Source organism: Pseudomonas versuta (assembly GCF_001294575.1).
Lineage (GTDB): Bacteria > Pseudomonadota > Gammaproteobacteria > Pseudomonadales > Pseudomonadaceae > Aquipseudomonas > Aquipseudomonas versuta.
Genome location: NZ_CP012676.1, coordinates 96,518 through 122,870, shown reverse-complemented (window position 1 = coordinate 122,870; position 26,353 = coordinate 96,518). Strand labels below are relative to the sequence as shown.

The following is a 26,353-nucleotide window of genomic DNA, read 5'->3' as shown; positions in this document are numbered from 1 at the left end:
CCTTGGGTTCCCCCGCGGCATGCCTCTATAATCGGCGCACTTTGTTTGTGGAGCTCGTTATGCCGAATTTACGCCTGGCCGACCTCACCGCCGAAATCGAAGCCAACGTACGCCGTGCGTTAGCCGAAGACATTGGCAGCGGCGACATCACTGCACAGCTGATCCCGGCCGAACGTCTGGCCAAAGCAACAATCATTACCCGTCAGGCTGCTGTCATCAGTGGTACGGCCTGGGTCGACACTGTGTTTCGCCAGCTTGATCCGCGTGTTGCAGTGCACTGGCAAGTGGCTGATGGCGAACGCGTTAGCCCCGATCAAGTGCTGTTTCATCTCGAAGGCCCTGCCCGCTCGCTGCTCAGCGGTGAACGCAGTGCGCTGAATTTCCTGCAACTGCTATCCGGCGTAGCCACCCACGCGCAGTCACTGGCCGATCAAGTAGCCGACACTCAGGTCAAGTTGCTGGATACCCGCAAAACCCTTCCGGGGCTGCGTCTGGCGCAAAAATACGCGGTGACCTGCGGCGGTTGCCACAACCACCGCATTGGCCTGTACGACGCGTTCCTGATCAAAGAAAACCATATTGCAGCCTGCGGCGGTATTGCCCAGGCGATCAGTGCTGCGCACAAGATTGCCCCGGGAAAACCGGTGGAAATCGAAGTTGAGAGCCTGTCCGAACTCAAGGAAGCGCTGGCGGCCGGCGCCGACATCATCATGCTCGACGAACTAAGCATGGATGACATGCGTGAAGCGGTGCGCCTGAACGCAGGCAAGGCCAGGCTGGAAGCCAGCGGCGGCATCAACGAGGCCACCTTGCGCCCGATCGCCGAAACCGGCGTGGACTACATCTCGATCGGCGCCATGACCAAGGATGTCAAAGCGCTGGATCTGTCGATGCGCTTGAGCCTGTAACTTCTGCCCTTGTAGCCGCTGCCGCAGGCTGCGATAAGGTCCGCAGGAGCTTCGCTTTTAAAAGCGCGCCCCCTTCGGGCCCGATCGCAGCCTGCGTCAGCGACTACAGGGATTGTGTTGAGCCTGCATCAAATCAACACAAACCCCTGACACTTCACCTCATGCTCCAGCAGCCATTGCTTGGCCGCCAGCCCGCCGGCAAAACCGGTCAGCGTGCCATTGCTGCCAATCACGCGATGACACGGGATAATGATCGGGATCGGGTTACGGCCATTCGCCGCGCCCACCGCCCGCGAGGCCTTGGGCCGGTCAATTTGTTGCGAGATCTCCCCGTAGCTGGTGGTGGCCGCATAGGGAATGGTTGTCAGCGCCCCCCAGACCGACTGTTGAAACTCTGTGCCCAGTGGCTTGAGCGACAGATCGAAAACCAGACGTGTTCCCGAGAAGTACTCCTCAAGCTGACGCCGCACTTGCGCCAGCTTTTGCGCTGAATGCACCCAGCCTTCCAGCGGCGCATGGGGCCGACGATCCAGCTCAAAGCGCACTTCGCGCAACCCTTCGTCATCTGCAACCAGAAACAGCGGGCCAATGGGTGATGGCATTTGATCGTAGTAAATCTGCATCATGTCGACTCCTTGCGGGCGGCAGCCGAATCGGTGGCGGCACGCCATAAATACATGACTGAATAAGCCCGCCATGGACGCCAGCTTTCAGCCAGTGCCTGCAGCGCGCGGGTACTCAATGGCGCATCGCGGGGGTTGGCTTCGCGGCGCAATATCAAGTCTGCCGCCGGGAAGGCATCGGGGTGTTTGAGCACCCGCATGGCGATGTAATGCGCGGTCCACTCGCCTATCCCCGGCAGTTGTACCCAACGCTGGATAAAGGTTTGCAGCGGTTGCTCCACGGCGAAATCCACACGCCCTTCGATCAGGGCCCGGGCGATGCCCTTGATGGTGTCTATCCGAGCCTGGGTTATGCCCATCTGCCCCAGATCGGCCTCTGCCAATTGCTCGGGCCCGGGAAATAAACAATCAAGCCCCACGCCTGCCGGGCTCTCAATCGCTATGCCATAACGGTGCACGATGCGGCTGGCCAGGGTCCGTGCAGCCGCCACGCTGACCTGCTGGCCCAACACCGCCCGCACTGCCACTTCAAATCCATCCCAGCCACCGGGTAAACGCAGGCCCGGGTAGCGTTCGACAAGCGGCGCCAGCAGCGGGCTGGCATTTAAGGTGTGAGCGATCGCAAGAGGATCGGCATCCAGATCAAACATCCGCCGGATCCGCGTGACCACACCCAGCATCTGGCTCGGCGGCACATTCAGCAACTCCAGCTGCAGCGCGTGCTGCTCACCTGGCCAGGCACTTACCCGCAGCCAGCCCGGAGCATCGCCGGTAGCAAACACCCGTTGATAACTGTGGGCTTCGACCTGTTCGATGCCTGGCAAGGCGCGGGTCTGCAGAAAGCCCAGCAACGCACTGAAATCATAGGGCGGGCGATACCCCAGACGCAGCACCAATGCCTTGTCTGACCGGGCTTTAGGGCTGCGCCTGAAGTCTCGGGGTTGGGCGTGATTGGCTTCGGCAAACGCCGCATTAAAGCGCCGCAAACTGCCGAAACCCGAAGCCATCGCCACGTCGGTGATCGAAAGACTGGTCTCGCTCAGCAGTTGCTTGGCGAACAGCAGACGCTGGGTGGCATGTACCGCCATCGGCGGTGCCCCCAGGTGCTTGACGAACAGTCGACGCAATTGCCGGGCACCGATGTCCAGACGTTCGGCAAGCATCTCCAGTGAGTGATCGGCCAGGTAACCTTCGTTAATCAGTTTCAAGCCTCGGGACACCAAATGCTCGCCCTGCTGCCATAGTTGATTGCCCGGTGCCAGTTCTGGCCGACAGCGTAAACATGGCCTGAAGCCCTGTGCCTGAGCGGCGGCTGCGCTGGGGTAATACACCACGTTTTCGGGTTTTGGCGGGCGCGCCGGGCAGACGGGGCGGCAGTAGATCCGGGTGCTGAGCACGGCAGTGAAAAACACCCCGTCAAAACGCGCATCGCGGCTTAATCGCGCGATTTCGCAGACGGCGGCACTGGGTTCAAGAAGGCTTGTAGGTGTGTTCATGGATCGAACAATAGCACTGGGTCCTGGCTGGTTCTCGCCATTTTCGGACCTCAATGTTGGCCGCTGTTCTGAGCGCTTTTGGCATGCGAAGGTGTCGCAGAGGCTCTGGCCAGGCATCACCCTGCAGGAGCCAGGCTGGCTCGCCCCTGCAGAACCGCGACTATTTACACGCGCCGCTCTCAAGACATGTGCCGGTTTGGGTCCACACCAGCGTGCTGCCGCTCAATGCGGGGGTCATCACGCTGGTCCAGCCACCCGCGGCCTGGGTGCCGGTCATGGTAATTACGCCATCTACCACGGTCATGCCCGCAGCCAGGTTGTCAGTGGCCGCTGCCGGGGCCGGAATGCCGTGGCTGCCCGCATCGCAGACAGTCAAATCATTGCTTTCGCTGTAACACAGGGCGACGGCCGTTTTGTAAGTGTTGCTGATGGAGTTCACCTCGGCAAAACGCGCCTTCATGGTGTGCTCGTTGTAAGCCGGCAATGCAAACGAAGCGATCAGACCAATGATCGCAACCACAATCATCAACTCGATCAGGGTGAAGCCTTTTTGTTGTTTCACGTGAAGTCTCCAAAAGTGGGACGTGGCCCAGTGGCCAAACGCCAATGCAGTACTGAGCCGCCCAAAAAGTGCGCACAGGCTATCAAGGTTAGCGGGCCGTTGCTCCACAACTGCATGGCAGACACCTTTGGACACGCTCCAGTGGCTGTCCCGGGCGCGGGGCATCTAGTCTTTGAGGCTTGGCAAACAACCATTCAGGGGCGAACAAAAATGCCGGTACGGGCGCTTAAAACCAGTGTTTATCGATGGCACGGCACTGATCGTCACGGGACTCGACTCAGTGGTGAAACCATCGCAGGCAACATGGCCATGATCCGGGTTCAGCTACGTCGACAAGGTATTACCGTTAGTAAAATCCGCCGACATTCAGACCGCGCGCCCTGCACTGGCGCAGCAATCAAAGCCCTGCAAATCACCCTTTTCACCCGCCAGCTGGCCACGCTAACCAGAGCCGGCATCCCGCTGCTGCAAGCCCTGGAGGTCATTGCCAACGGCTTCGAACATCTCGCCATGCGCAAATTGGTGAGGGCGCTGCAACAGGACATCAATGCAGGGATCAGCCTGGCCAGTGCGCTGCGAAAAAACCCGGCACATTTCGATGCGCTGTTTTGCAATCTCATAGAAGCAGGCGAACAGGCTGGAGCCCTGGAGGTGTTGCTCGACAGGGTCGCGACTTACAAGGAAAAAACCGAGACCCTGAAAAAGAAAATCAAAAAGGCCATGACGTACCCCATCACCGTGCTGGTGGTGGCATTAGCGGTTTGCGGGATTTTGTTGATTGAAGTGGTGCCGCAATTCCAGAACGTATTCGATTCATTTGACGCCCAACTGCCGGTTTTCACTTTATGGGTGATCGCCGTCTCGCAGGCGGTGCAACAGTTCGGGCTGTGGCTGCTTGCCGGTGGATGCCTAGGGGTTGCGGGGTTGCGCTATCGCTACAAACACTCCCCGGCACTGCGCCAGCGGCTTGATCGGTGGTTATTAAAACTGCCGGTGCTGGGCCACCTGCTGCATTTTTCGGCCACTGCCCGTTTTGCCCGCACCCTGTCCACCACCGTTGCCGCCGGAGTCCCATTGCTTGAAGCGCTGAATGCAGTCGCCGGGGCCACGGGCAACTACCTGTTCGAGCAAGCGGTGCTGCAACTCCAGCAGCAGGTCGCAACAGGCAGTCAGATCCATGTCGCCATGGGCGCTGTGGGCGTGTTTCCGGGCATGGCGATTCAGATGACAGCAATTGGAGAAGAATCCGGCACATTGGACGAGATGCTCAACCACGTAGCCAACTATTATGAGAACGAAGTCGACACCCTGGTCGATAACCTGACAGCATTGATGGAGCCCGCAATCATGGTGGTACTCGGTGTCATGGTGGGCGGGCTGGTAATTGCCATGTATTTACCGATTTTCAAATTGGGCCAAGTGATTTGAACATGATTGAGTTTTTTACCCGCCATCCAGACGCTTTTATCGTCTGTGCCCTGATCCTCGGCTTGTTGACGGGCAGCTTTATCAATGTACTGGTATGGCGCTTGCCCAGAATGCTTGAACAGGACTGGCGAGCACAGGCCAAGGAATTGCTGGAGATGCCCCCAGCCGAAAAAATGCCTGTGTATAACTTGATGCTGCCCCGCTCCCATTGCCCGGAATGCCAGCATCCCTTACGCCTGTGGGAAAACATACCGCTGCTCAGCTACCTGTTGCTGCGTGGCAAGTGCTCGCAGTGCCGTACCCTCATCAGCCCGCGCTACCCTTTGACCGAACTGGCTTGCGGATTGCTGTCAGGGTTTATTGCCTGGCATTTCGGTTTTACCCTCCAGGCGGGCTGGATGCTCGTACTGACATGGGGGCTGCTGGCTATTTGCCTGATCGATGCTGAACATCTGATCGTGCCCGATGTGCTGGTACTGCCCCTGCTCTGGACGGGACTGCTGCTCAATAGTTTCGATACGTTTACCGGTCTGTCACAAGCGGTATGGGGCGCGGCGCTGGGTTATGCCAGCCTGTGGTCAATCTTCTGGATCTTCAAACTGCTCACCGGCAAGGACGGCATGGGCTACGGCGACTTCAAGTTATTGGCCATGTTCGGGGCCTGGGGCGGGATTGCCGTTCTCCCCATGACCATTGTGCTCTCGTCACTGATGGGGGCGATCGTCGGCCTGATCCTGCTGGCTGTGCGCCGTGCCAAACCCTGTACTGCAATTCCCTTTGCACCCTATCTGGCAATTGGCGGCTGGATCGGATTGCTCTGGGGTGGTCAAATAAGCGCCTTCTATTGGTAGCTTTCGGTTTGAAATGAATACCTCATCTTCCAAACCCTGGATTCTCGGCCTGACCGGTGGCATTGGCAGTGGTAAAAGTGCCGCTGCCGAACACTTCGCCGCGTTGGGCGTACATGTAGTGGACGCCGACCATGCCGCGCGCTGGGTGGTAGAGCCCGGACGTCCGGCGCTGGCCAAAATCGCAGAGCACTTTGGCGATGCGGTGCTGCAGGCCGATGGACAGCTCAATCGCAGCGCGTTGCGGAGCCTGATCTTCAGTGATCCTGAACTTCGGCGCTGGCTGGAAGCCCTGTTGCACCCATTGATTCGTGAAGAAATCGCGCACAACCTGGCGCAGGCGCAATCGCCTTATGCCATTCTGGTTTCGCCGCTGCTGATCGAGTCTGGCCAGTACGCCACGACCCAGCGCGTGCTGGTGATCGATGCCCCGCAGGCCTTGCAGATTGAGCGCACGTTATTGCGCGACAATACGAACGAGCAGCAGGTGCAGGCGATTCTCAAGGCCCAAGCCAGCCGCGAGGAGCGCCTCAGTCACGCTGATGACGTGCTGGTCAACGACCGCGACCTGAAGGCACTCAAGACTGAAGTCGAGCGCCTGCATCACTTTTATTTAACTTTGCGTGGAGGCCAACCATGACCAAACCTATGACCGTAGACTGCCCGACCTGTGGCACCGCCGTGGAATGGAAAACCACCAACGCGTTCCGCCCTTTTTGCTCGGACCGCTGCAAACTGATCGACTTGGGCGCCTGGGCCAGCGAAGAACACAAAATCCCGGTGAGCCCTGATGCCGAGGACGACCTGTTTTCCGAGGACTTGCCAGACCGCCTGCATTAAAACCATTACCCCCACCTCTACAGGAGCTGGATTGCCAGCTCCTGCACGCGGTAAACCGTTACTTGGGCTCTTCATCCTTCCAGGGAGCTGCCAGATACCGGGTGCTGTTGAAGGTTTCAAGCCATTCGGGGCAGAACACGACCAACGCGGTGACCAGCATCCCGTTGATAAACGCTTCGGGGAAAATGATTAGCCACAGGTAGCCGACAAAGTCTTCAAGCCACTGCGGCATGACGAACAACCCGTCCAGCCACAACACGCCTAGCACCGCCAGCACACACAGCAACGCCACCAGCGCAGCAGCGAAGAAGCCCGAGCAAAAGATATACACGAATGGATTGCGCGGCTGTGCGCGCTCGACCAGATGCGCGCAACCCTCGGTCACTGCCACGGGCAACACAATCAACAGCATGCCATTGACGCCCATCGCGGCCAGATCCTGACGCCCCAAAAGCACCAGCCCCACTTGCGCCATCAGCGCACCGACCATTGCCAGCGGCCAATCGAGCAATAACGTGACGACCGTCAGCCCAATAAAGTGATACGACACCCCCGTATCGAAATCACGCCGCACCAGCCACAGCAAGAACAGCGCGAACACCGTGCCGAATAGCAGGTGCTGGCGTCGCGAGTCGGCAAACAGCTCCACCCAGGGCGCACGCCAGATCGCCCACATCACAACAGGTACATACAGTAACCAGCCGATCAACAGCGTTGCTGTGGATAACACTGCGGCGCTGATCATGTCTGTGTCCCGACCTTGTTAAAGCTCACCGCCCAACCCTCCATGTCTGATGCCAGTGATTGTGATGCGCGTCAGTCTACACCGCAGGCTTTCGGTAACACCTGTTTCAAGGCTAAGCTGCGTCAATGGACGACTCTGACTATCTGCGCCTGCTCACCATCCAGGCCGAACAAGCCAATGCCTTTTTATCCAATGCCCGCAAGTGGGAGCGTGAGCGTTGGGTATGCCAGCGCCTGCTCCAGGGCTTGAATATCCCCTACCACACCGAGGATTTCACCCAGGCCAGCCAAGAGCCTCCGGACGTATTGTTTGGTGAGGCGCGCTTTGAAGTGTTCTTCGTACTCGATGAAGGTCGCCGCTTGAATGATGAGTGGCGCGAAGAGCTGCAGCGCCGCCGCAGCGCCTACTCGCTGAGCCAGCTGGTACGCCGTGAAGCACGCCCCAAGCGAATCCCGGCGAGCAAACTGCTGCAGCGCCTGGGCCCTACCCTGCACAAAAAAGCGACCAACTACCGCGAGCGCGATATCGATTTAGGCCAACTGGACATCATTGCCTTTTCCAGCCTCAAGCGCGAAGTACTGGACCTTAACAGCCACTTCCCGCCCCCGACCGAATACTTGCGCATGGGATGGCGCTCACTGTCACTGGTCGGCCCGACCTTTGCCCGGGTGTTGTTTGCACAGCCGGATGCGCCGGACTTTTTGCGCAATAACCTGGGCCGCAGCATTATTTTCGATGTCGGGATCAGCCTGTGAGCCCGCTGCAGGAACTGCTTGCCGACGTACCGCAAACCGGCCGCGTGCGGTGGATCGGCGTACGCCCCGAGTCCCGCGCAGACATGCTGGAACTCGACGCCGTGGAAGCCCGCCGCGAAGCCGGGCTGACTGGCGATCATGCACGCCCCGGGCCCCGCAATGCCCGGCAAGTGACGCTGATTCAGTGGGAACATCTGGCCGTCATCAACTCGTTGATGGGGCGCCCGCAAGACCAACCGGTAGTGGCCCGGGATCTGCGGCGCAACCTGATGGTCAGCGGGATCAATCTGTTCAGCCTCAAAGGCCGGCGCTTCAGGATTGGCCAGGCCATTTTCGAGACCACCGGCTGGTGCCAGCCCTGTGCCAGGCTGGAACAACGTCTGGGCCCTGGCACTTTTCAGGCAGTGCGTGGCCACGGCGGGATCACCGCCCGGGTAATCGAAAGCGGGATCATTCGTCTAGACGACGAACTGCGGGTCGAGCCATTGCTGCCCAGCGGCTATGCTCCTTTTAATCCCGGTTGATTCACCGCTGTAGCTTTTACACCTCCCGCAACGTCTATCTGACGAGGCCACAAATATGTCCAGCCGCCTGAACCCGGATGATCAAAAGCATGTCGAAGAGTATCTGCTGCTGCCACAAAACCAGGTTGAGCGCCGGCCTTTCCGGCCCTTGCTGCTCCTTGGGGTGGTAGTGATCGTGGTGATTGGCATGGGCCTGTTGAGCCGCCTCCTGAGTTATCTGGTGCTTTGAGCTGCATTGCGCTCGCCCGGGTCACTGAACCACAGAATTTTTTAAGCCTTGTGAGTGATACCTATGACCCATCGTATTGTTATCGTCGGCGGCGGCGCCGGCGGACTGGAGTTGGCGACCCGCCTGGGCAAGACTCTGGGCAAACGTGGTAAAGCCAGCGTGATGCTGGTCGATACCAACCTGACCCATATCTGGAAACCACTGCTGCATGAGGTCGCGGCCGGATCGCTGAACTCTTCGGAAGACGAACTCAATTACGTCGCCCAGGCCAAATGGAACCACTTCGAGTTTCAGCTCGGCCGCATGAGCGGGCTAGATCGTGAAGGGAAAAAGATCTCATTGTCGGCAACCCTCGATGAAGATGGCCAGGAACTGGTACCTGCACGAGAGCTGGGCTACGACACGCTGGTGATTGCAGTGGGCAGCACCACCAACGATTTCGGGACCAAGGGCGCGGCTGAGCATTGCCTGTTTCTGGACACCCGCAAGCAAGCCGAGCGCTTTCATCAGCAATTGCTTAACCACTATCTGCGTGCACATGCCGGACAAACCGACGTGGTCGAGCAGATCAGCGTGGCCATCGTCGGCGCAGGTGCGACCGGGGTTGAGCTGGCGGCCGAACTGCATAACGCTGCACACGAATTGGCGGCTTACGGCCTGGACCGCATCAAGCCCGAAAACATGCACATCACCCTGATCGAAGCCGGACCACGGGTTTTACCCGCATTGCCGGAACGCATTGGCGGACCTGTGCATAAAACCCTGGAGAAGCTCGGGGTTACCGTTCTGACCAACTCAGCGGTGAGCGAAGTGACTGCTGACAGCTTGATTACCAAGGATGGTCAGGTGATTCCTGCAAGCCTGAAGGTTTGGGCCGCAGGTATTCGCGCACCAGGTTTTCTGCATGAGATTGCCGGGCTTGAAACCAATCGCATCAACCAGCTGGTGGTTCGCCCCACGCTACAAACCAGCCGCGATGACAACATTTTTGCCTTTGGCGATTGCGCTGCCTGCCCGCAACCCGGTACCGACAAGATGGTTCCGCCACGTGCCCAGGCGGCTCATCAACAAGCTTCGCTGCTGGCCAAGTCGTTAAAATTGCGGATTGAAGGCAAGTCACAGCTGCCTGATTATCACTACCGCGATTACGGCTCGCTCATTTCACTGTCGAGTTTTTCGGCTGTGGGTAACTTGATGGGTAGCCTGATGGGAACCGTGATGCTGGAAGGCTGGCTGGCCCGGATGTTTTACATCTCGCTGTACCGCATGCACCAAATGGCGCTGTACGGGACGTTCCGCACCTTGATGCTGATGCTCGGCAGCAGGATCGGACGTGGTACCGAGCCACGCCTGAAACTGCACTGACCTCCACAAATCCTGCAGGAGCGAGCTTGCTCTAGAGCTTTTTCGAACAGCTCGCGAGCAAGCTCGCTCCTACAGTAGCCAGGGTTTAGCGCCCGGCGTGATTACCTGCTTCAGCCTCACGGCCTTTAAAGCCGTGGGGCTGATGCTCATCGAAGAACTGAATATCACGCGTAAAGTCGGCCAACAGTAATTTGGCCATGTCGATCGACATCCCCTGCTTCACCAAAATCCGCTGCACCACGACGTTTTCTACGTTGGCAGGCAAGCTATAGGCTGGCACCAACCAACCGCGTATGCGCAGGCGATCTGCCAGGTCGTAGAGTGAGTAATTGGTTTTTGCACCGGGCTTCAAACGCCAGGTCAGGGCCGGAATCCCCAACTGCGGGTCACCGTTGTAGAGCATCTCGAACGGGCCGACCTTGACCAGCTCCCGGGCCAGAAATTGCGCTGTCTCGTAACACGCCGAATGAATACGCTCATAACCCTCACGCCCCAGGCGCAAGAAGTTGTAGTACTGGGCAATAATCTGCCCGGCCGGCCGGGAGAAGTTCAGGGCGAAAGTGGGCATGTCGCCACCCAGGTAGTTGACGTGAAAAATCAGGCCTTCCGGTAATTCCTTCGCATCGCGCCAAACGACCCAACCCGCGCCCAGCGGGGCCAGCCCGAACTTGTGGCCGGAGGTGCTGATGGACTTGACCCGCGGTACACGGAAGTCCCACAAAATATCGGGGGCACAGAACGGCGCCAGCATCGCGCCACTGGCACCGTCAACGTGAATATCAACGCTCAGGCCGGTGCGTTTTTCCAGATCATCCAGAGCATCTGACAATGGCAATACCGTTTCGTACAGACCGGTAAAGGTCTGACCGAAGGTCGGGACCACCACGATGGTATTGTCATCGACCCGCTCAAGCATGTCTTCGGGAGTCATAAACCAATGACCTTCCGACATCGGCACTTCACGGATCTCAATGTCCCAATAACGGGCGAATTTATGCCAGCAGACCTGCACCGGGCCGCACACCATATTTGGGGTTGAAGTCGGCTTGCCGGCGGCTTTGCGTACTGCACGCCAGCGCCACAGCGCAGCCAGGCCACTGAGCATGCAGGCCTCGCTGGAACCGACGGTCGAGGTGCCCAGGGTGCTGGCCGCAGCAGGCGAATGCCACAGGTCGGCCAGCATGTGGATGCATCGGTTCTCCAGCTCGGCCGACTGCGGATACTCATCCTTGTCGATCATGTTCTTGTCGATGGACAAGTCCATCAGCTTGTGGACTTCGTCTTCCTCCCAGGTCTGGCAGAAGGTGGCGAGGTTCTGGCGGGCGTTGCCGTCCAGATACAACTCGTCATGGACCAGCTGGTAAACCTCCCGCGCCGCCTGCTCGGACTCCGGGAAGAGCTTGATCGCGGCAGCGTGGGCCAGGGCCGAAGAGCCAAAGACTGGATCGGTATCCTTGTTACGTTTGATGCGGTGCAGTGCCATGTGAACTCTCCTTGAGTAATGAAACAGCTACTGGGCCGACCTCCCTTTCGACTGACTCAGCAATGACCCAGCCAGCATAGACAAGCCTTCGGGTTTCGCCTCTGCGGGTCGGGCGGGTCTCAAGTTTCCGTCCTATAGTCCCTCGTTCCATAAAGCACTCACGGAGCGAGCGCGATGAAACACACACCCACGACCGTCGACAGCAATGTCATACAGGCGGTAAACGAGGCCCTGCAGCGATTTGCCAGCAACCACCACGGCAAGAACGCCAGCTACATCCCCTACCTGGCGGATGTTCCATCCCATTTATTCGGTATCAGCATCATGTTTTGTGATGGCTCCCATGCCGAGGCGGGAGACACCGGTTACGCGTTCGCCATCGAATCGATTTCCAAGGTTTTCACCCTAGCCCATGTGCTGGATGAGGTGGGGCCCCAAGCCTTGCGCAGCAAAATCGGTTGCGATCCGACGGGCGAGCCCTTCAACTCGGTTGTCGCTCTGGAACTGCATAAAGGCCGACCGCTCAATCCCTTTGTAAATGCCGGGGCGATGGCCACGGTCAGCCTGATTAGGGCCGATACGGCACAGGCTCGCTGGGATCACATCCAGGCGACTTACAACGCTTTTGCCGGACGCGATCTGACGGTCAACGAAGAGGTTTACACGTCCGAGGCCAATTCCAATCAACACAACCGTGGCATTGCGTGGCTGCTGCAAAGTTACGGCTACATGCATGCCCACCCCATGGAGGTGTGCGATGTCTACACCCGTCAATGCTCGGTCGCGATTACTTGCCATGACCTGGTGACAATGGGCGTGGCACTGGCCAACGGTGGGGTTAATCCGCTCACCGGGAAACGGGTGGTAGCCGCCAAAAACGTAGCCCCCATCCTCAGCGAAATGACCCTGAACGGTCTGTATGACACCACTGGTGACTGGTATTACAAGGTCGGTCTGCCGGGTAAAAGTGGGGTTGGCGGCGGCATTCTGGCCGTGGTGCCCGGGGTCTGCGCCATTGCCGCCTTTGCTCCGCCGCTGGATGTGGCGGGGAATAGCGTTCGCGGTCAACTGGCCGCTGAATACCTAAGCCGCACGCTCAATCTGAGCCTGCTGCACTAATACTCGCTTGAATAGCAGGGAGGCACTTATGGCTGCCAGTAACGCTAAAACTTATATTTCATGGCTCACCATCTGTTTCATGATGGTCGCGGCCGTCGCCAGCATCCGTTCACTGCCCAGCATGGCGGTTTATGGCCTAGGTTCGATTTTTCTCTACGTCATTCCGGCACTTTTGTTTTTCATCCCGGTATCACTGGTGGCCTCCGAGCTGGGCACCGGATGGAACGGCGGCATCTATGGCTGGGTGCGCCAGGCATATGGCGACCGCTCCGGGTTCTTCATCATGTGGTTCATGTGGGTGCAGGTGGTGGTCTGGTATCCGATCGTTCTGGGGTTCGGCGCGAGTACCCTGGCCTATCTGATTAACCCGGAACTGGCCAAAAGCGGGGTCTTTACCGCCGCAGTCATCATTGTGCTGTATTGGCTGTCGACGTTTATCACGCTCAACGGGATGACCACCCTGTCCAAGTTGACGTCCTGGTTTATGTTGCTGGGAACCGCATTGCCCGCCGCCTTGCTGGTCATTTTGGGTGTGGCATGGCTGGTGCTGGGGCACAAGTCCGCTACCCCGCTGACGTGGGACGCCTTGATTCCGGCGATTTTTGACACCCACAGCACGGTTAAAACCGGCTCGCATAACCTGCACGGTGATTTGTGGCGCGAGTTCACAGGTTCAATTTCCGGGCTGGTATTGATTGTGGGTAACTTTCTGGCATTCGCCGGTATTGAGATGAATGCGATTCACGCGAGAGAGCTGCGTAACCCGCAAAAAGAAATGCCCCGCGCAATTTTGTTGGCGTTTGTGCTGATCCTGCTGGTGTTTATTCCACCGACAGTGGCGATATCTCTGGTGGTTCCTGCCGACTCAACCAGTCTGACTGCCGGTGTGATTCAAGCCTATGCCGCCTTTTTTGAAGGCTTCGGCATGCCATGGGCAACTAAAATCATGGCCATCATGCTGGTGATTGGCGCGCTGGGGGGAGTACTTGCCTGGACCGGAGGGCCATCGACAGGCCTGTTGTTTGTCGGCAAGGCGGGCATGCTTCCGCCCTCACTGCAAAAAGTGAACAGCAAGGGGGTACAGAAAAACATTCTGTACCTGCAGGCAGTGATCGTGACCCTGCTGTCGAGCATCTACATTTTTATCGACAACGTGTCGGATGCGTTCTGGATGATTAGTGCGATGGCGGCACTGATGTACCTGATCATCTACGTCTTTATGTTTATGGCGGCCATGAAGCTGCGCAAAACCCAACCCAACGTTAAACGCGGCTATGTGCTCAAGGGGCTGCATGGGTGGTGCTATCTGGGGCTGTTCTCGACCTGCGTGGCACTGATCTTTGGCTTTATTCCGCCAAATAACTTCAGCAGCATGCCGTTTTTCGAATACGCGGGGGTCTTGCTCGCCGGGCTCGTGATTGCTGGCGTACCGCCCTTTATTTTTTATGCGCTGCGCAAACCGTCATGGCAGATGGTGCCAAAGGCTGAAGCCGATCAATATTCTGCGGCTCTGCAGGACCTGCAAGACGCCGACAACAAGGCGAAAAGCGCTTCATAGGCTTGGGGCAAGAAAGGTTCGCCGTTGTGATGCGGGAGGTCGCTGATAAGCTGCCTTCATCGCTGGCAAGCCAGCTCCCGCAAAGAACGATGCCAACCTGTCCAGTTTTCTGCAGGCATAAAAAAAGCGCCCCGAAGGTCGCTTTTTTTATTGGCTGCCGATGAGAATGTCATCAGCGCCTTATTTTCGCACCCGCTACTGCTGGGCTGAAAATGGTCGGGGTAAGGGGATTCGAACTCCTGACATCCTGCTCCCAAAGCAGGCGCGCTACCGGACTGCGCTATACCCCGGTAAAAAAAAGGCACCTTCAAGAGGCGCCTTCTGCGATCAGTGCTTTTGGCCTCTGATCTTAAGATCTAGCCCCAGAATTAACTGAAGCCAAAAATGGTGGGTCGTGTGGGATTCGAACCTACGACCAATTGGTTAAAAGCCAACTGCTCTACCAACTGAGCTAACGACCCAAAAATGGTCGGGGTAAGGGGATTCGAACTCCTGACATCCTGCTCCCAAAGCAGGCGCGCTACCGGACTGCGCTATACCCCGGCTTGAAAATGGCTCCACGACCTGGACTCGAACCAGGGACCCAATGATTAACAGTCATTTGCTCTACCAACTGAGCTATCGCGGAACTACATATTTCAATCTACAACTTTGTAACTCTTTACAACTCTCGTTGACTTCAGCGCATCTCTACGTTGGCGTCTCTGAGGCGGGCCATTTTACAACCTTTCAAACCCTTGTCAACCCTTATTTTTCGTTAGAAGACAATGATTTAGCTCTTCTAGCGGGCTTCTCGGTTTGGGCCAAGTTGCCGTTGCGGGTGACTTACTGCGGGGCGCATCTTACAAGCGTTTTCCTTACAGATCAACACCCTAAGAAAAAAAAGGCCTCGCAATGCGAGGCCTTCCTTAAATCACTGGCGCCAAGGCTTACGAGAAGACGATTTCGTCGTCTTTCACGCTCGCTGTCACGGTAGTGCCAGGCATGAACTGACCCGAAAGAATCAGCTGGGCCAACGGGTTTTCGATCCAGCGCTGGATCGCACGTTTCAGTGGCCGTGCGCCATAAACCGGGTCGTAACCAACCGCGATCAGTTTTTCCAGAGCATCCTTGTCCAGTTCCAGGCTCAGGTCGCGTTCTGCCAGACGGCTGCGTAGACGACTCAACTGGATCTCGGCAATGCCGGCGATCTGATCACGGGCCAGAGGCTCGAAGATCACCACTTCGTCGATCCGGTTCACAAACTCCGGACGGAAGTGCGTACTGACCGCATCCATTACCGCAGCACGCTGCGCCTCGCGATCGCCGACCAGTTCCTGGATCTGTGCAGAGCCCAGGTTGGAAGTCATCACGATCACCGTGTTGCGGAAGTCCACAGTGCGACCGTGACTGTCAGTCAGGCGACCGTCTTCGAGTACTTGCAGCAGCACGTTGAACACATCCGGGTGCGCCTTCTCGACCTCGTCCAGGAGGATTACCGAATAAGGCTTACGCCGTACGGCTTCGGTCAAGTAACCACCCTCTTCGTAGCCTACATAGCCTGGTGGGGCACCAATCAGTCGAGCCACGGAGTGTTTCTCCATGAACTCGGACATATCGATTCGCACCATCGCCTCTTCAGTATCAAAGAGGAATTCGGCCAGCGCCTTGCACAACTCGGTTTTACCCACACCGGTTGGGCCCAGGAACATGAAAGAGCCGCTTGGGCGGTTTGGATCGCTCAGACCAGCACGTGAGCGACGGACCGCATTGGACACGGCAACAACCGCCTCGTCCTGACCGATAACACGCTCATGCAGCAAGCTTTCCATCTTCATCAGCTTGTCGCGTTCGCCCTCGAGCATCTTGGAGACCGGAATACCGGTCCACTTGGACACCACTTCAGCGATTTCCTCTTCGGTCACTTTGCTGCGCAACAACTGATTCTCAGTTTTGTTGCTGTGCTCGTCGACCATCTGCAGGCTGCGCTCCAGGTCGGGGATCACCCCGTACTGCAACTCGGCCATGCGGTTAAGATTGCCACTGCGGCGTGCCACTTCGAGTTCCTGACGGGCTTGCTCGATCTGTTGCTGGATCTGGGCAGAACCCTGCACTTCGGCTTTTTCCGAGGTCCAGATTTCTTCCAGGTCGGAATACTCACGCTCAAGGCGCCCGATTTCTTCCTGCAATTTCTCGAGACGTTTTTTCGCCGCCTCATCCTCTTCTTTCTTCAGCGCCTGCGCTTCAACTTTCAGTTGAATCAAGCGACGCTCCAGACGGTCCAGCACTTCAGGCTTGGAATCGATCTCCATGCGGATGCGGCTGGCAGCCTCGTCGATCAGGTCAATCGCCTTGTCCGGCAATTGGCGATCAGTGATGTAGCGATGGCTGAGCTTGGCCGCGGCGATGATTGCACCGTCGGTGATCGCCACCTTGTGGTGAACTTCATAGCGCTCTTTCAGGCCCCGCAGGATGGCGATGGTGTCTTCCTCGGACGGCTCTTCCACCAACACTTTCTGGAAGCGGCGCTCAAGCGCAGCATCCTTCTCTATATATTGGCGATACTCGTTGAGCGTGGTTGCACCGACACAGTGCAACTCGCCACGGGCAAGCGCAGGCTTGAGCATGTTGCCCGCGTCCATCGCGCCTTCGCCTTTACCGGCACCGACCATGACGTGCAGTTCATCGATAAACAGGATGATTTGCCCTTCCTGTTTCGACAGCTCGTTGAGCAACGCTTTCAGACGTTCCTCAAATTCACCGCGGAATTTGGCACCGGCAATCAACGCACCAATGTCCAGCGATAGCAGGCGTTTGCCTTTAAGACCGTCAGGCACTTCGCCATTGATGATCCGCTGCGCCAAACCTTCGGCAATCGCCGTTTTACCCACACCAGGCTCGCCGATCAGGACCGGGTTGTTTTTAGTCCGGCGCTGCAATACTTGAATGGTGCGACGGATTTCATCGTCACGCCCAATCACAGGGTCGAGCTTGCCTTCTTCGGCACGCTTGGTCAGGTCGATGGTGTATTTATCCAGCGCCTGACGCGACTCTTCGACGTTAGGGTCGTTGACCGCTTCGCCACCGCGCAGGTTATTGATGGCATTCTCCAGGGCTTTTTTGCTCACACCCTGGCCCAACAGCAATTTACCCAGCTTGCTGTTGTCATCCATCGCCGCCAGCAACACCATTTCACTGGTGATGAACTGGTCGCCTTTTTGCTGCGCCAAACGGTCTGCCTGATTAAGCAGACGAGCCAAATCCTGCGACATATTCACATCGCCAGTAGGATTCTGGATTTTTGGCAGTTGATCGAGCTCTTTGGTCAGTTCTTTGCGCAGGCTGTTCACATCAAAGCCAACCTGCATCAGCAGTGGTTTGATCGAACCGCCCTGCTGATCCAGCAATGCCTGCATCAAGTGCGCTGGTTCAATGGCCGGGTGGTCGTGACCGACGGCCAATGACTGAGCATCGGACAAGGCCAATTGCAACTTACTGGTTAATCTATCTATACGCATTCGTCACCTTCCTTATGAGCAGGCCGGAGGGATGGAAACTCCTGAATGAAGAAACCTGCCAGATACCATAGTAGATGCGGGCAATTCCGGGAGTTTCAAGCCAGCAAGAAATGACGCAGATCAGCTAGGCGGTCTTTTCGATCCAGACCAGCGATGCGAAACGGCCAGTACGAGGACTGCGCCGATAAGAAAAGAAACGCGGATCGGTTACGGTGCAGAAACCGCCACCATAGACCGCTGTAATACCCATGCGAGCCAGGCGCAGGCGCGCCAGTTCATAGATATCAGCCATAAAGCGCCCTGGATTGATGCTGGGAACAAAGGCGGCATCAGCCTCAGGCATGTCCTTGATAAAGACTTCCCGCACCTCGGCCCCGACTTCAAAGGCCTTGGGACCAATAGCCGGGCCCAGCCACACCAGAATATCCCGGGGCTCAACATCGAGGTTTTGAGCCGTCGCTTCAAGGACGCCTGCCGCCAGCCCGCGCCAACCGGCATGGGCAGCAGCAACACGGGTTCCGGCACGATTGCAGAACAGCGCAGGCAAACAGTCTGCCGTCATCGCCGTACAGGCGATACCGGGCGAATCTGTCCAGCTACCGTCGGCTTCGTCGATCCGTGCGGGATTGGCAGGCACGACCACAACCCCGTGAACCTGGCTAAGCCAAGCGGGCTGCACATCGAAAATATGGGTCAGGCGCTGGCGGTTATGTGCGACGGCAACGGGATCGTCGTCGACATGATCGCCCAGATTGAAGCTGTCGAACGGCGCCAGACTGACGCCGCCCGCACGGGTGGTCACACAGGCCCTGATGCCTGCCGGCGTTGGCCAGTCAGGAATCAGGAAGGTATTCACCCGACAAATGCCTCACGGTCTTGCTTGAGCAACGTCAACAACCAGACAAAATCATCCGGAAGTGGCGATTCCCAGCTCATGCGCTTACCGGTCGTCGGATGATCCAACTCAAGGAAGCGCGCATGCAGAGCCTGACGCGGAAAGTTTTTCAGGGATTCGACCATCGTCACACTGGCTGCCGGCGGGATACGGAAGCGACCGCCATAGGCAGGGTCTCCGACCAACGGGAAGTTGATGTGGGACATGTGCACACGAATCTGGTGCGTACGACCGGTTTCCAGCTTGACCCGCACATGGGTGTGGGAACGGAAACGCTCAAGCACGCGGTAATGACTCACCGCCTGCTTGCCGCCTTCCATTACCGCCATACGCTGACGTTGCTGGCCGTGACGGCCGATGGGCGCATCAATCTTGCCCCCGGCAGTAACGACACCAATAACAATGCACTCATAGATCCTGCTGACACTGCGGCTCTGCAACTGGGTCACCAGCTGCGTCTGCGCCTGGATGGTCTTGGCGACCACCATCAGACCGGTGGTGTCTTTGTCCAGACGGTGCACGATCCCCGCACGCGGCACATTAATAATGTCCGGTACGTGATGCAGCAGCGCATTGAGCAAAGTGCCGTCGGCATGCCCGGCAGCCGGGTGTACCACCAAGCCTGCAGGCTTGTTGATAACCAGAATGTCATCGTCTTCGTAAACGATATCCAGAGGGATGTCTTGGGCGACCCACTCACCCTGGGCTTCCTGCTCGGCAGTCAACTCCAGGATGGCGCCACCATGCACAATGTCACGGGGGCGTATGACCGCTCCGTCCACAGTGAGGCGGCCGTCTTTGATCCAGGCGGAAAGGCGCGAGCGCGAGTGCTCAGCGAATAATTGTGCGGCGACTTGATCGAGGCGTTGGCCACCCAGTTCGGACGGCACCTCTTCGCGAAGTTGAATTTTCTCGGACATGCTCATCAGGACCGCGCCAAGCCTTTGGTTTCGGCTGCGCGCTTGTGGTTAAATACGGCGTCTTTTGCCCCGAGGCTTTTCACGGGGCGCTCATCATAACAGGACGGACCCGCCCAAGACAGCGGCCGTCATAGGGACGCAAGCCGCCATGCAAGTGAGACACCTGCTGCTGATCGCCATCCTCGCACTGACCGCCGCCTGCTCGTCGACTAAAGAAGTCGTTGACGACAACCTGAGCGAAGTCGAGCTGTACCAGCAGGCGCAGGCCGACCTGGATAACCACAGCTATACCAGTGCTACCGCCAAGCTGAAGGCTTTAGAGTCGCGCTATCCGTTCGGACGCTATGCCGATCAGGCCCAGCTCGAACTGATCTACGCCTACTATAAAAACTCCGAACCGGAAGCCGCCAAGTCCGCTGCCGAGCGATTCATTCGCCTGCATCCACAGCATCCAAACGTTGATTACGCCTACTACCTAAAAGGGCTGACCTCGTTTGACCAGGACGTGGGCCTGCTGGCGCGCTTCCTGCCGCTGGACATGACCAAGCGGGACCCGGGCGCAGCACGCGACTCCTACAATGAATTCGCGCAGCTCACCAGCCGCTTTCCGAATAGCCGCTACGCCCCTGACGCCAAGCAACGCATGATCTATCTGCGTAACCTGCTGGCGGCATATGAAATCCACGTAGCCGATTACTACCTGACCCGTCAGGCATATGTAGCCGCCGCAAACCGTGGTCGCTATGTTGTCGAAAACTTCCAGGAAACCCCTTCGGTCGGCGACGGCCTCGCGGTGATGGTCGAGTCTTATCAGCGCATGCACCTCGACGAACTCGCCAACACCAGCCTCGAAGTGCTGAAAGACAACTACCCGAACCACCCAAGCCTGGTTGACGGTCAGTTTGTGCCACAGGTTTCCGACTCGGATAACCGCTCATGGCTGAGCAAGGCCACACTGGGCATGATTGAATCCAGCACACCGCTGCCACCGGGTGAAACCCGTGCCAATCTGGATATCAAGAAACAGTATCAGGACGCCAAAGACGCAATCCCGGCTGACCTGAAGCCTAAAGATGCTGACGGCAATGTAATTCCAGAACCAGAGCCGGAAGATAAAAGCCGCTCCTGGTTCAGCTACATGACCCTTGGCCTGTTCGATTGATCATTCGGTCCACGTAAAAAAGAGCCCTGAGGGGCTCTTTTTTTATGTTTGATTTGACCCTGTGCGCCTGCCAATACCTTGGCTAAACTGGCGCAACTTTTCTCTAATAGCGGATAACCATGCTTCGTTTACTGATCTGGGCTGCTCTGATTGCTGCTGGCGTATGGCTTTGGCGCAAGTACAAAGCCGGGCCGGCAGCAACTAAAAAACCGGTCGACCCGGGCGCTCAACCCATGGTGCGTTGCGCCCACTGCGGCGTACATCTGCCCCGAGACCGGGCTCTGAGCCAACAGCAAGAGTGGTATTGCACCCAAAACCATCTGGAGCAAGGACCGAAGCCCCGGGGGTAACGTCGACATGCCGAACTTGTGGGGCCCGCTTGCCGACGATAGCAACCAACCACCCACAGGCTTTAAGCCATGCCCTGGATACGTCCTTGTGGCGCATAAGGCACCGGATCGATGATCGGTCTACGCCCCAACAACAGATCGGCGAACAGCTGACAGGATGCCGGGGCCAGTACCAGCCCATTGCGATAGTGCCCGCAGTTGAGCCACAACCCGCCAAAACCTGCGACCCGCCCGATATAGGGAATACCTTCAGGTGAGCCCGGGCGCAACCCGGCCCAGTGCCCTGCAGGCTGCGCATCAGCCAAAGCCGGAACCAACTCAATCGCGGACGCCTTCAGGCTCTCAAGGGCAGTTGGAGTCGGGGTTTTATCGAAGCCTTCGTGCTCGAGCGTGCTGCCAATCAAGACGTGACCGTCACGTCGAGGAATCGCATAGCGCCCTTTAGCCAGCACCATGCAAGACAAAAAATCAGGCTCGCACTTATACAGAATCATCTGTCCTTTGACGGGGACCACGGGCAATTCAAGGCCCAGGCTATTGAGCAGCTCACCACTCCAGGCTCCCGCCGCCAACACCACCTCATCACCGCGCATTTCACCCTGAACCGTGTTCACTCCGCAGATATTTTCACCCTCACGGATAAACCCCAACACCTCGCATTGCTCGTGAATCGTGACATTGGGCATTGCTTGCAACGCTGCCTTGAGTGACTTCACAAGCCGGGGATTACGCACATTGGCTACGTCTGCCATGTAAATGGCCCTCGAATAGCCGGCCCCCAATACAGGTACCGCCTCGTTAACGGCCGCAATTTCAACCGTGCGTAACGGGCGCCCCTCGCGCTTGGCCCACGCCAGTGCTTGCGCCTCGTCTTCAAGGTCAAGCCAGTACAAGCCGGTGGTGTGAACTTCGGGATCGATGCCTGTCGAGGCGAATAATCGCCCTGCCAACTGTGGATAAAAATCCTGTGACCAGTGAGCCAGGGCTGTAACGGCAGGGTTGTAGCGCCACGGATAAAGTGGAGAAACAATCCCGCCACCTGCCCAGGAAGACTCTTGTCCGACAGCACTCTGATCAACCAGCGTTACCTGCCCGACTTCAGCTGCCAGATTGAACGCTGTCAGCAGCCCGATAACGCCGCCCCCCACAATCACCACTCGTTGTTGCTTAGCCATCTATCAACTCAGCCCGAAATAAAAATATATTATTAACGCCCCCAACACTGCTGCACTGTCAGGTCCGGAGCGGCCTGGGATATCGCTTTAACACCGGTGTGGGCCAAGGAGAAGTTCCCGCACACATCGCCCGCCATGGACGAACCCTCTCTGCGGGTAGCCGTCAGCAAGAAAGCATGATCCGCGAGATCATGGGTAATCAGATACTGCTCATTGCCCGAACCAAGGTTTTGCGCCCCACTGTATAAACCTTTTTCCGTATAAAAACGCTCCAGACTTTGGGATTGCTCCGACAGCAAGACCACGATTTTAGAGCGATAGGCACGCTTTACCGAGTCGCTGTAAGCCGGATAAACCAATCCACCAAGAATGCCGACGACGGCTACCACCACAATCAGTTCGATCAAAGTAAAGCCTGCTCCATGCCTGGACATCACTCACTCCCTACTGGATTTGCCGCCACATGACCCTGTTCAATTGCAGGGGGCCTGTCTCTGCGCCTTCGCCATCCAGGTCCTGATAATGAGCAAGAATACTTTCCAGGACAGTGCGTGACTGGCCATGCATACCAATGCCCGTAACACGGTACAAGCGGGTCGAAGTCGTTACGGGCAAGTGGGTCGGAGTGATACTCAAACCAAGGCTCTGCACGCCGTAAAGGCCATCCACAACCGGTAGCCAGTGAATTCCGGATATCGAGTGCATGCCGGAAGATTTCTGAGTGCGCACCTCTGCCGGCGGGGCACATCGAACAGGCGAACGACAGTCGGACACGCCCGACCAATGCACAGAAACCCATGACTCACCGCTACGCAGGGCAGTTTCTGCAGCCTGGAATGAGTGATTGGCGTGCAGGACACTGCCGGTCATTTTTTCCTGCTGTACTGCACTGTCCATTGAGGCCAGACCAAGCAGACTGAGTAACAGCAAGAAAACCAGGCTGACCAATAGCGCCATGCCGCTCTGAGTACTCGAAGAAACAGGCATAGTGCGCCCTAAACCAGTCGATTACGCAGAGCCACCATCAGGTGATAGCCCTGATCTTTTACTCGCCCCCCGGGGTCTCGCAATGTCAGGGCAATACGCACGCTACGGATACTGGCGACATCGCCCGGACTGTCTTCATAGCGCGTGACTGAATGCGGGTTGGAGGGATCGGCTACACCAAAGCTCACATCAAACGCAGCTACATTATCGAGTAGCACGGTTTTATTGGGCCCTGACTTTAACTGCCCGTTTTCGAAACGGTAAAACAGTTCACGCACAGGAAAGGCTATTTCTCCGGGAGCCAATGACGATCGCGTACCGCTGTACGCCTGCGCAGAAGTTGTACAGTCAGACACGACAGTCCAGTCAGGCTTCCCCCCTTGAAGCCCTACGTCTGCACTCACCATATGTAACGACCGGGAGCCTGGAGGGCCCTGCCAGGAGATAGGTCGCTGGAATGCTGAGGGTGCATCAATGATGCGATCACTGGGCAGACAGCCGAACATGCCGACCATCCGAATTTCCTGAGCGATCTTGCTGAGCACGTAACGCGCATCTTCCTGTAGTAGCGCCGATGATTGCTGGGTGCTGTAAGTAGCGCGAACACTTAAAAAAACTTCGGTAAGGCCCAGCACCACCAACATGCCCAGGACCAGTGACACCATCAGTTCAATCAGGCCCAGCCCCGCCTCAGAACGTCTCATGACGCGCTACCGGCAACGTGCGGGGCAATTTGACTGATCAGCGTAAAAGTCCGAAACGAACCGGGCCGATGGGTCGCGCGCGAGTTATCCCACTTCAGGGTAATACTCACTTGATTACCACTGAGCGCGATATCGCCTTTGGCACTGGCACCGCCGAACTGTCGGATATGGCGCTTGAAATCGCTCAGGTCCTGCCCCTGCACACCACTCATGCTTATAGCGCCCGTGCGCTGATCCAGCCCTGAAAAGCTGTAGCTCGCGGCAGAATTTGCACGAATCCGATCAAGCATGTCGTAGGCAATAAAACTGGCCTGGGTCGTCATCAATGCACTGTCGGTGTGCTTGAGAGCATTGAGTTGAACACCAGCCAGCCCTAACACACCGACGGACAGGATCAACGTCGCAATCAGCACCTCGATCAAGGTCATTCCGGCCTGGTGTGTTTTTTCAGATCGATACATGGCGCCATCCTTAAGCGTTGCCTGGCGACACGTCCTGCGTCGCCATACTCAAAGACTAGCCTCGAGAAACAGCTCTACGAGTAGGAATATGCTGTGAAAGCAAAGGGATTGTTCATTGAATCAGGTGCGCAACGGGATACGTATTAAGGCTAAAACATGATGAAACTGTTGCCATGCACGACCACCCTCTTCCCGATCTATACATCAAAAGGCGCATGCATGGTGCATCAGGGAGGACATCATGAATCAACAAGGGATGAGTCTGATCCAGCTGTTATTCGCCCTGCTGATCGTTGCGCTAACCACTCAAGTCGCGAGCCCGGCTTACAACGCACTGGTAGAACAGCAACGGCGTCTAAGTGTGGCTGAGCAATTGGCAAGCAGCCTGCGCAATGCTCGCGCGCAGGCACTGTTACGGCATCAATATGTGATCGTGCATGCGATGGAAGAAGACTGGAGCAGAGGCTGGAAGGTGACTCTGGATCTAAGCGGTCGGGGCTATCTCGACCCGGACAACCCGGTGCTGTCCGAAAGGCAAGGCAACATTCGCATACCGATTGCCGGTAATACACCCGTAAAGAATTATGTTCGGTTTAACCCGCTGGGTGAGCCTTTGCTCACCGGTGGAGCGTTTCAGGCCGGGACGTTGCATATTTGCCAGGCCCGGACTGCGATGAGCCATTATCAGGTGGTGCTGGCCAAAAGTGGGCGTATCAGCTTGCGCCGCGATCAGGCGGCGCAAGCGTTATGTGCTTAAAGCAGCAAGCGAACGCGCAGCTCTTTAGGCATGGAGAATGTGATGTTCTCCTCCCGGCCGGCCAATTCATCAGCACCCGTTGCGCCCCATGCGTGCAATTGGCGAATCACACCCCGCACCAGCACTTCAGGCGCCGAAGCACCAGCAGTGATACCAATGGATTCAACGCCTTCAAACCAGCTTTGTTGCAGGTCTTCGGCGCCATCGATCAGGTAGGCCGGGGTTGCCATACGCTCGGCAAGCTCACGCAAGCGGTTGGAGTTGGAACTGTTAGGGCTGCCCACCACCAACACCACATCACATTCGTCAGCCAGCTGTTTGACGGCATCCTGACGATTTTGCGTGGCGTAGCAGATGTCATCCTTGCGCGGCCCGCCAATAGCCGGGAAACGGGCACGCAGAGCATCGATGACCCGGCTGGTATCGTCCATCGACAAGGTGGTTTGAGTCACAAACGCCAGTTTTTCCGGGTTGATGACATTCAGGTTGGCAACATCCTTTTCATCTTCGACCAGGTAAATAGCGCCGCCATTGCTGGCATCGTACTGACCCATTGTGCCTTCGACTTCAGGGTGACCGGCATGGCCGATCAGAATGCACTCGCGACCGTCACGGCTATAACGCGCAACTTCGATGTGCACCTTGGTAACCAGCGGACAGGTCGCGTCGAACACTTTAAGGCCACGGCCTGCAGCCTCGGTACGCACGGCCTGGGAAACACCGTGGGCACTGAAGATGACGATAACGTCGTCCGGTACCTGATCCAGTTCTTCGACAAAGATAGCGCCACGGGAGCGCAGGTCTTCAACGACAAATTTGTTGTGCACCACTTCATGGCGAACATAGATAGGCGGACCGAATACTTCCAGAGCGCGATTGACGATTTCAATCGCTCGATCCACCCCAGCACAGAAGCCACGGGGGTTGGCGAGTTTGATATGCATGCTAGGCCTCGTGGGACG

28 protein-coding genes and 4 tRNA genes are annotated in these 26,353 nt (G+C 57.3%); 14 read left to right on the top strand and 18 right to left on the bottom strand.

Annotated elements, in window-relative coordinates:
* Positions 1–59: 59 nt before the first annotated feature.
* Positions 60–908 carry a carboxylating nicotinate-nucleotide diphosphorylase gene (nadC, locus tag AOC04_RS00595; RefSeq protein WP_060696831.1) on the top strand — a complete coding sequence of 283 codons (849 nt, stop codon included), beginning with the start codon at positions 60–62 and terminating at the stop codon, positions 906–908.
* 128 nt (positions 909–1,036) lie between these two features.
* Here nadC and AOC04_RS00590 read toward each other — a convergent pair whose 3' ends face one another.
* The 3 genes from AOC04_RS00590 to AOC04_RS00580 form a co-directional block, all read right to left on the bottom strand.
* A complete protein-coding gene (locus AOC04_RS00590; protein WP_060690690.1) occupies positions 1,037–1,534 on the bottom strand; it encodes a methylated-DNA--[protein]-cysteine S-methyltransferase in 498 nt (165 codons plus the stop codon).
* Positions 1,531–3,027 (bottom strand): DNA-3-methyladenine glycosylase 2, encoded by a 1,497-nt coding sequence (locus AOC04_RS00585; RefSeq protein ID WP_060690689.1) that lies wholly within the window; start codon positions 3,025–3,027, stop codon positions 1,531–1,533. The genes AOC04_RS00590 and AOC04_RS00585 overlap by 4 nt, the downstream gene beginning before the upstream one ends.
* A 160-nt stretch (positions 3,028–3,187) precedes the next feature.
* Positions 3,188–3,589 (bottom strand): pilin, encoded by a 402-nt coding sequence (locus AOC04_RS00580; protein WP_060690688.1) that lies wholly within the window; start codon positions 3,587–3,589, stop codon positions 3,188–3,190.
* A gap of 210 nt (positions 3,590–3,799) precedes the next feature.
* Between AOC04_RS00580 and AOC04_RS00575 the strand changes: the two genes are divergently transcribed.
* From AOC04_RS00575 to yacG, 4 genes are read left to right on the top strand one after another with little or no spacing between them, the layout of a single operon-like run.
* Positions 3,800–5,017 (top strand): type II secretion system F family protein, encoded by a 1,218-nt coding sequence (locus tag AOC04_RS00575; protein ID WP_060690687.1) that lies wholly within the window; start codon positions 3,800–3,802, stop codon positions 5,015–5,017.
* 2 nt (positions 5,018–5,019) lie between these two features.
* Positions 5,020–5,868, top strand: coding sequence for a prepilin peptidase (locus AOC04_RS00570; protein WP_060690686.1), 849 nt, complete (start codon positions 5,020–5,022; stop codon positions 5,866–5,868).
* A gap of 13 nt (positions 5,869–5,881) precedes the next feature.
* Complete coding sequence (gene coaE / locus AOC04_RS00565) at positions 5,882–6,505, top strand: dephospho-CoA kinase (protein ID WP_060690685.1); 624 nt, start codon at positions 5,882–5,884, stop codon at positions 6,503–6,505.
* Positions 6,502–6,705, top strand: coding sequence for a DNA gyrase inhibitor YacG (yacG, locus tag AOC04_RS00560; protein WP_003443840.1), 204 nt, complete (start codon positions 6,502–6,504; stop codon positions 6,703–6,705). The genes coaE and yacG overlap by 4 nt, the downstream gene beginning before the upstream one ends.
* 58 nt (positions 6,706–6,763) lie before the next feature.
* Here the strand turns inward: yacG and AOC04_RS00555 are convergent, their stop codons facing one another.
* Entirely contained in the window at positions 6,764–7,450 is a 687-nt protein-coding gene (locus AOC04_RS00555) for an energy-coupling factor ABC transporter permease (protein WP_060690684.1), read from the bottom strand.
* A 125-nt stretch (positions 7,451–7,575) separates the two neighbouring features.
* Here AOC04_RS00555 and AOC04_RS00550 point away from each other — a divergent pair, with 125 nt between their 5' ends.
* The 4 genes from AOC04_RS00550 to AOC04_RS00535 all read left to right on the top strand — a co-directional run bounded on the left by AOC04_RS00550 (position 7,576) and on the right by AOC04_RS00535 (position 10,323).
* Positions 7,576–8,205: a DUF1780 domain-containing protein gene (locus tag AOC04_RS00550; protein WP_060690683.1), complete on the top strand. Its 630-nt coding sequence runs from the start codon at positions 7,576–7,578 to the stop codon at positions 8,203–8,205.
* A complete protein-coding gene (locus AOC04_RS00545; protein WP_060690682.1) occupies positions 8,202–8,729 on the top strand; it encodes an MOSC domain-containing protein in 528 nt (175 codons plus the stop codon). The genes AOC04_RS00550 and AOC04_RS00545 overlap by 4 nt, the downstream gene beginning before the upstream one ends.
* A 55-nt stretch (positions 8,730–8,784) precedes the next feature.
* Positions 8,785–8,958, top strand: coding sequence for a DUF3094 family protein (locus tag AOC04_RS00540; protein WP_060690681.1), 174 nt, complete (start codon positions 8,785–8,787; stop codon positions 8,956–8,958).
* A gap of 63 nt (positions 8,959–9,021) precedes the next feature.
* On the top strand, positions 9,022–10,323 hold the full coding sequence (locus tag AOC04_RS00535; RefSeq protein ID WP_060690680.1) for an NAD(P)/FAD-dependent oxidoreductase: 1,302 nt from the start codon (positions 9,022–9,024) through the stop codon (positions 10,321–10,323).
* A gap of 85 nt (positions 10,324–10,408) precedes the next feature.
* Here AOC04_RS00535 and AOC04_RS00530 read toward each other — a convergent pair whose 3' ends face one another.
* Positions 10,409–11,806, bottom strand: a complete 1,398-nt coding sequence (locus AOC04_RS00530) for a glutamate decarboxylase (RefSeq protein ID WP_060690679.1) — start codon at positions 11,804–11,806, stop codon at positions 10,409–10,411.
* A 174-nt stretch (positions 11,807–11,980) separates the two neighbouring features.
* Between AOC04_RS00530 and glsA the strand changes: the two genes are divergently transcribed.
* The gene (gene glsA, locus AOC04_RS00525) at positions 11,981–12,925 is read left to right on the top strand and encodes a glutaminase A (RefSeq protein WP_060690678.1); all 945 of its coding nucleotides are present in this window, start codon (positions 11,981–11,983) and stop codon (positions 12,923–12,925) included.
* A gap of 28 nt (positions 12,926–12,953) precedes the next feature.
* On the top strand, positions 12,954–14,483 hold the full coding sequence (locus tag AOC04_RS00520; protein ID WP_060690677.1) for an amino acid permease: 1,530 nt from the start codon (positions 12,954–12,956) through the stop codon (positions 14,481–14,483).
* A gap of 213 nt (positions 14,484–14,696) precedes the next feature.
* On the opposite strand, the gene AOC04_RS00515 is transcribed toward AOC04_RS00520, so the two are convergent.
* From AOC04_RS00515 to rluD, 7 genes are all read right to left on the bottom strand, one after another.
* Positions 14,697–14,773, bottom strand: a tRNA-Pro gene (locus tag AOC04_RS00515).
* 95 nt (positions 14,774–14,868) lie between these two features.
* A tRNA-Lys gene (locus AOC04_RS00510) sits at positions 14,869–14,944 on the bottom strand.
* A gap of 5 nt (positions 14,945–14,949) precedes the next feature.
* A tRNA-Pro gene (locus AOC04_RS00505) sits at positions 14,950–15,026 on the bottom strand.
* Positions 15,027–15,035: 9 nt separating this feature from the next.
* A tRNA-Asn gene (locus AOC04_RS00500) sits at positions 15,036–15,111 on the bottom strand.
* Positions 15,112–15,412: 301 nt separating this feature from the next.
* Entirely contained in the window at positions 15,413–17,980 is a 2,568-nt protein-coding gene (clpB, locus tag AOC04_RS00495; RefSeq protein ID WP_060690676.1) for an ATP-dependent chaperone ClpB, read from the bottom strand.
* A 124-nt stretch (positions 17,981–18,104) separates the two neighbouring features.
* Entirely contained in the window at positions 18,105–18,836 is a 732-nt protein-coding gene (gene pgeF / locus AOC04_RS00490) for a peptidoglycan editing factor PgeF (protein ID WP_060690675.1), read from the bottom strand.
* Entirely contained in the window at positions 18,833–19,795 is a 963-nt protein-coding gene (gene rluD, locus AOC04_RS00485) for a 23S rRNA pseudouridine(1911/1915/1917) synthase RluD (RefSeq protein WP_003443864.1), read from the bottom strand. The genes pgeF and rluD overlap by 4 nt, the downstream gene beginning before the upstream one ends.
* A 148-nt stretch (positions 19,796–19,943) precedes the next feature.
* Here rluD and AOC04_RS00480 point away from each other — a divergent pair, with 148 nt between their 5' ends.
* Together AOC04_RS00480 and AOC04_RS24055 are read left to right on the top strand one after the other, a co-directional pair.
* Complete coding sequence (locus AOC04_RS00480; RefSeq protein ID WP_060690674.1) at positions 19,944–20,957, top strand: outer membrane protein assembly factor BamD; 1,014 nt, start codon at positions 19,944–19,946, stop codon at positions 20,955–20,957.
* A gap of 119 nt (positions 20,958–21,076) precedes the next feature.
* Positions 21,077–21,307, top strand: a complete 231-nt coding sequence (locus tag AOC04_RS24055) for a PP0621 family protein (protein ID WP_073509463.1) — start codon at positions 21,077–21,079, stop codon at positions 21,305–21,307.
* A 62-nt stretch (positions 21,308–21,369) separates the two neighbouring features.
* Here AOC04_RS24055 and thiO read toward each other — a convergent pair whose 3' ends face one another.
* The 5 genes from thiO to pilV are packed head-to-tail and all read right to left on the bottom strand — an operon-like array spanning position 21,370 to position 24,634.
* On the bottom strand, positions 21,370–22,482 hold the full coding sequence (thiO, locus tag AOC04_RS00475) for a glycine oxidase ThiO (protein WP_060690673.1): 1,113 nt from the start codon (positions 22,480–22,482) through the stop codon (positions 21,370–21,372).
* A gap of 32 nt (positions 22,483–22,514) precedes the next feature.
* On the bottom strand, positions 22,515–22,889 hold the full coding sequence (locus AOC04_RS00470) for a type IV pilin protein (RefSeq protein ID WP_418054938.1): 375 nt from the start codon (positions 22,887–22,889) through the stop codon (positions 22,515–22,517).
* A 37-nt stretch (positions 22,890–22,926) separates the two neighbouring features.
* Positions 22,927–23,469, bottom strand: coding sequence for a pilus assembly PilX family protein (locus tag AOC04_RS00465; RefSeq protein WP_060690671.1), 543 nt, complete (start codon positions 23,467–23,469; stop codon positions 22,927–22,929).
* An 8-nt stretch (positions 23,470–23,477) separates the two neighbouring features.
* On the bottom strand, positions 23,478–24,173 hold the full coding sequence (locus tag AOC04_RS00460) for a PilW family protein (RefSeq protein ID WP_060690670.1): 696 nt from the start codon (positions 24,171–24,173) through the stop codon (positions 23,478–23,480).
* Positions 24,170–24,634 (bottom strand): type IV pilus modification protein PilV, encoded by a 465-nt coding sequence (gene pilV / locus AOC04_RS00455; protein ID WP_060690669.1) that lies wholly within the window; start codon positions 24,632–24,634, stop codon positions 24,170–24,172. Before pilV ends, AOC04_RS00460 begins: the two co-directional genes overlap by 4 nt.
* Positions 24,635–24,875: 241 nt before the next feature.
* On the opposite strand from pilV, the gene AOC04_RS00450 reads away from it, so the two are divergent.
* Positions 24,876–25,391 (top strand): GspH/FimT family pseudopilin, encoded by a 516-nt coding sequence (locus tag AOC04_RS00450; protein WP_060690668.1) that lies wholly within the window; start codon positions 24,876–24,878, stop codon positions 25,389–25,391.
* Here the strand turns inward: AOC04_RS00450 and ispH are convergent.
* Complete coding sequence (gene ispH, locus AOC04_RS00445) at positions 25,388–26,335, bottom strand: 4-hydroxy-3-methylbut-2-enyl diphosphate reductase (RefSeq protein WP_060690667.1); 948 nt, start codon at positions 26,333–26,335, stop codon at positions 25,388–25,390. The genes AOC04_RS00450 and ispH overlap by 4 nt on opposite strands.
* Between the last annotated feature and the right edge of the window lie 18 nt (positions 26,336–26,353).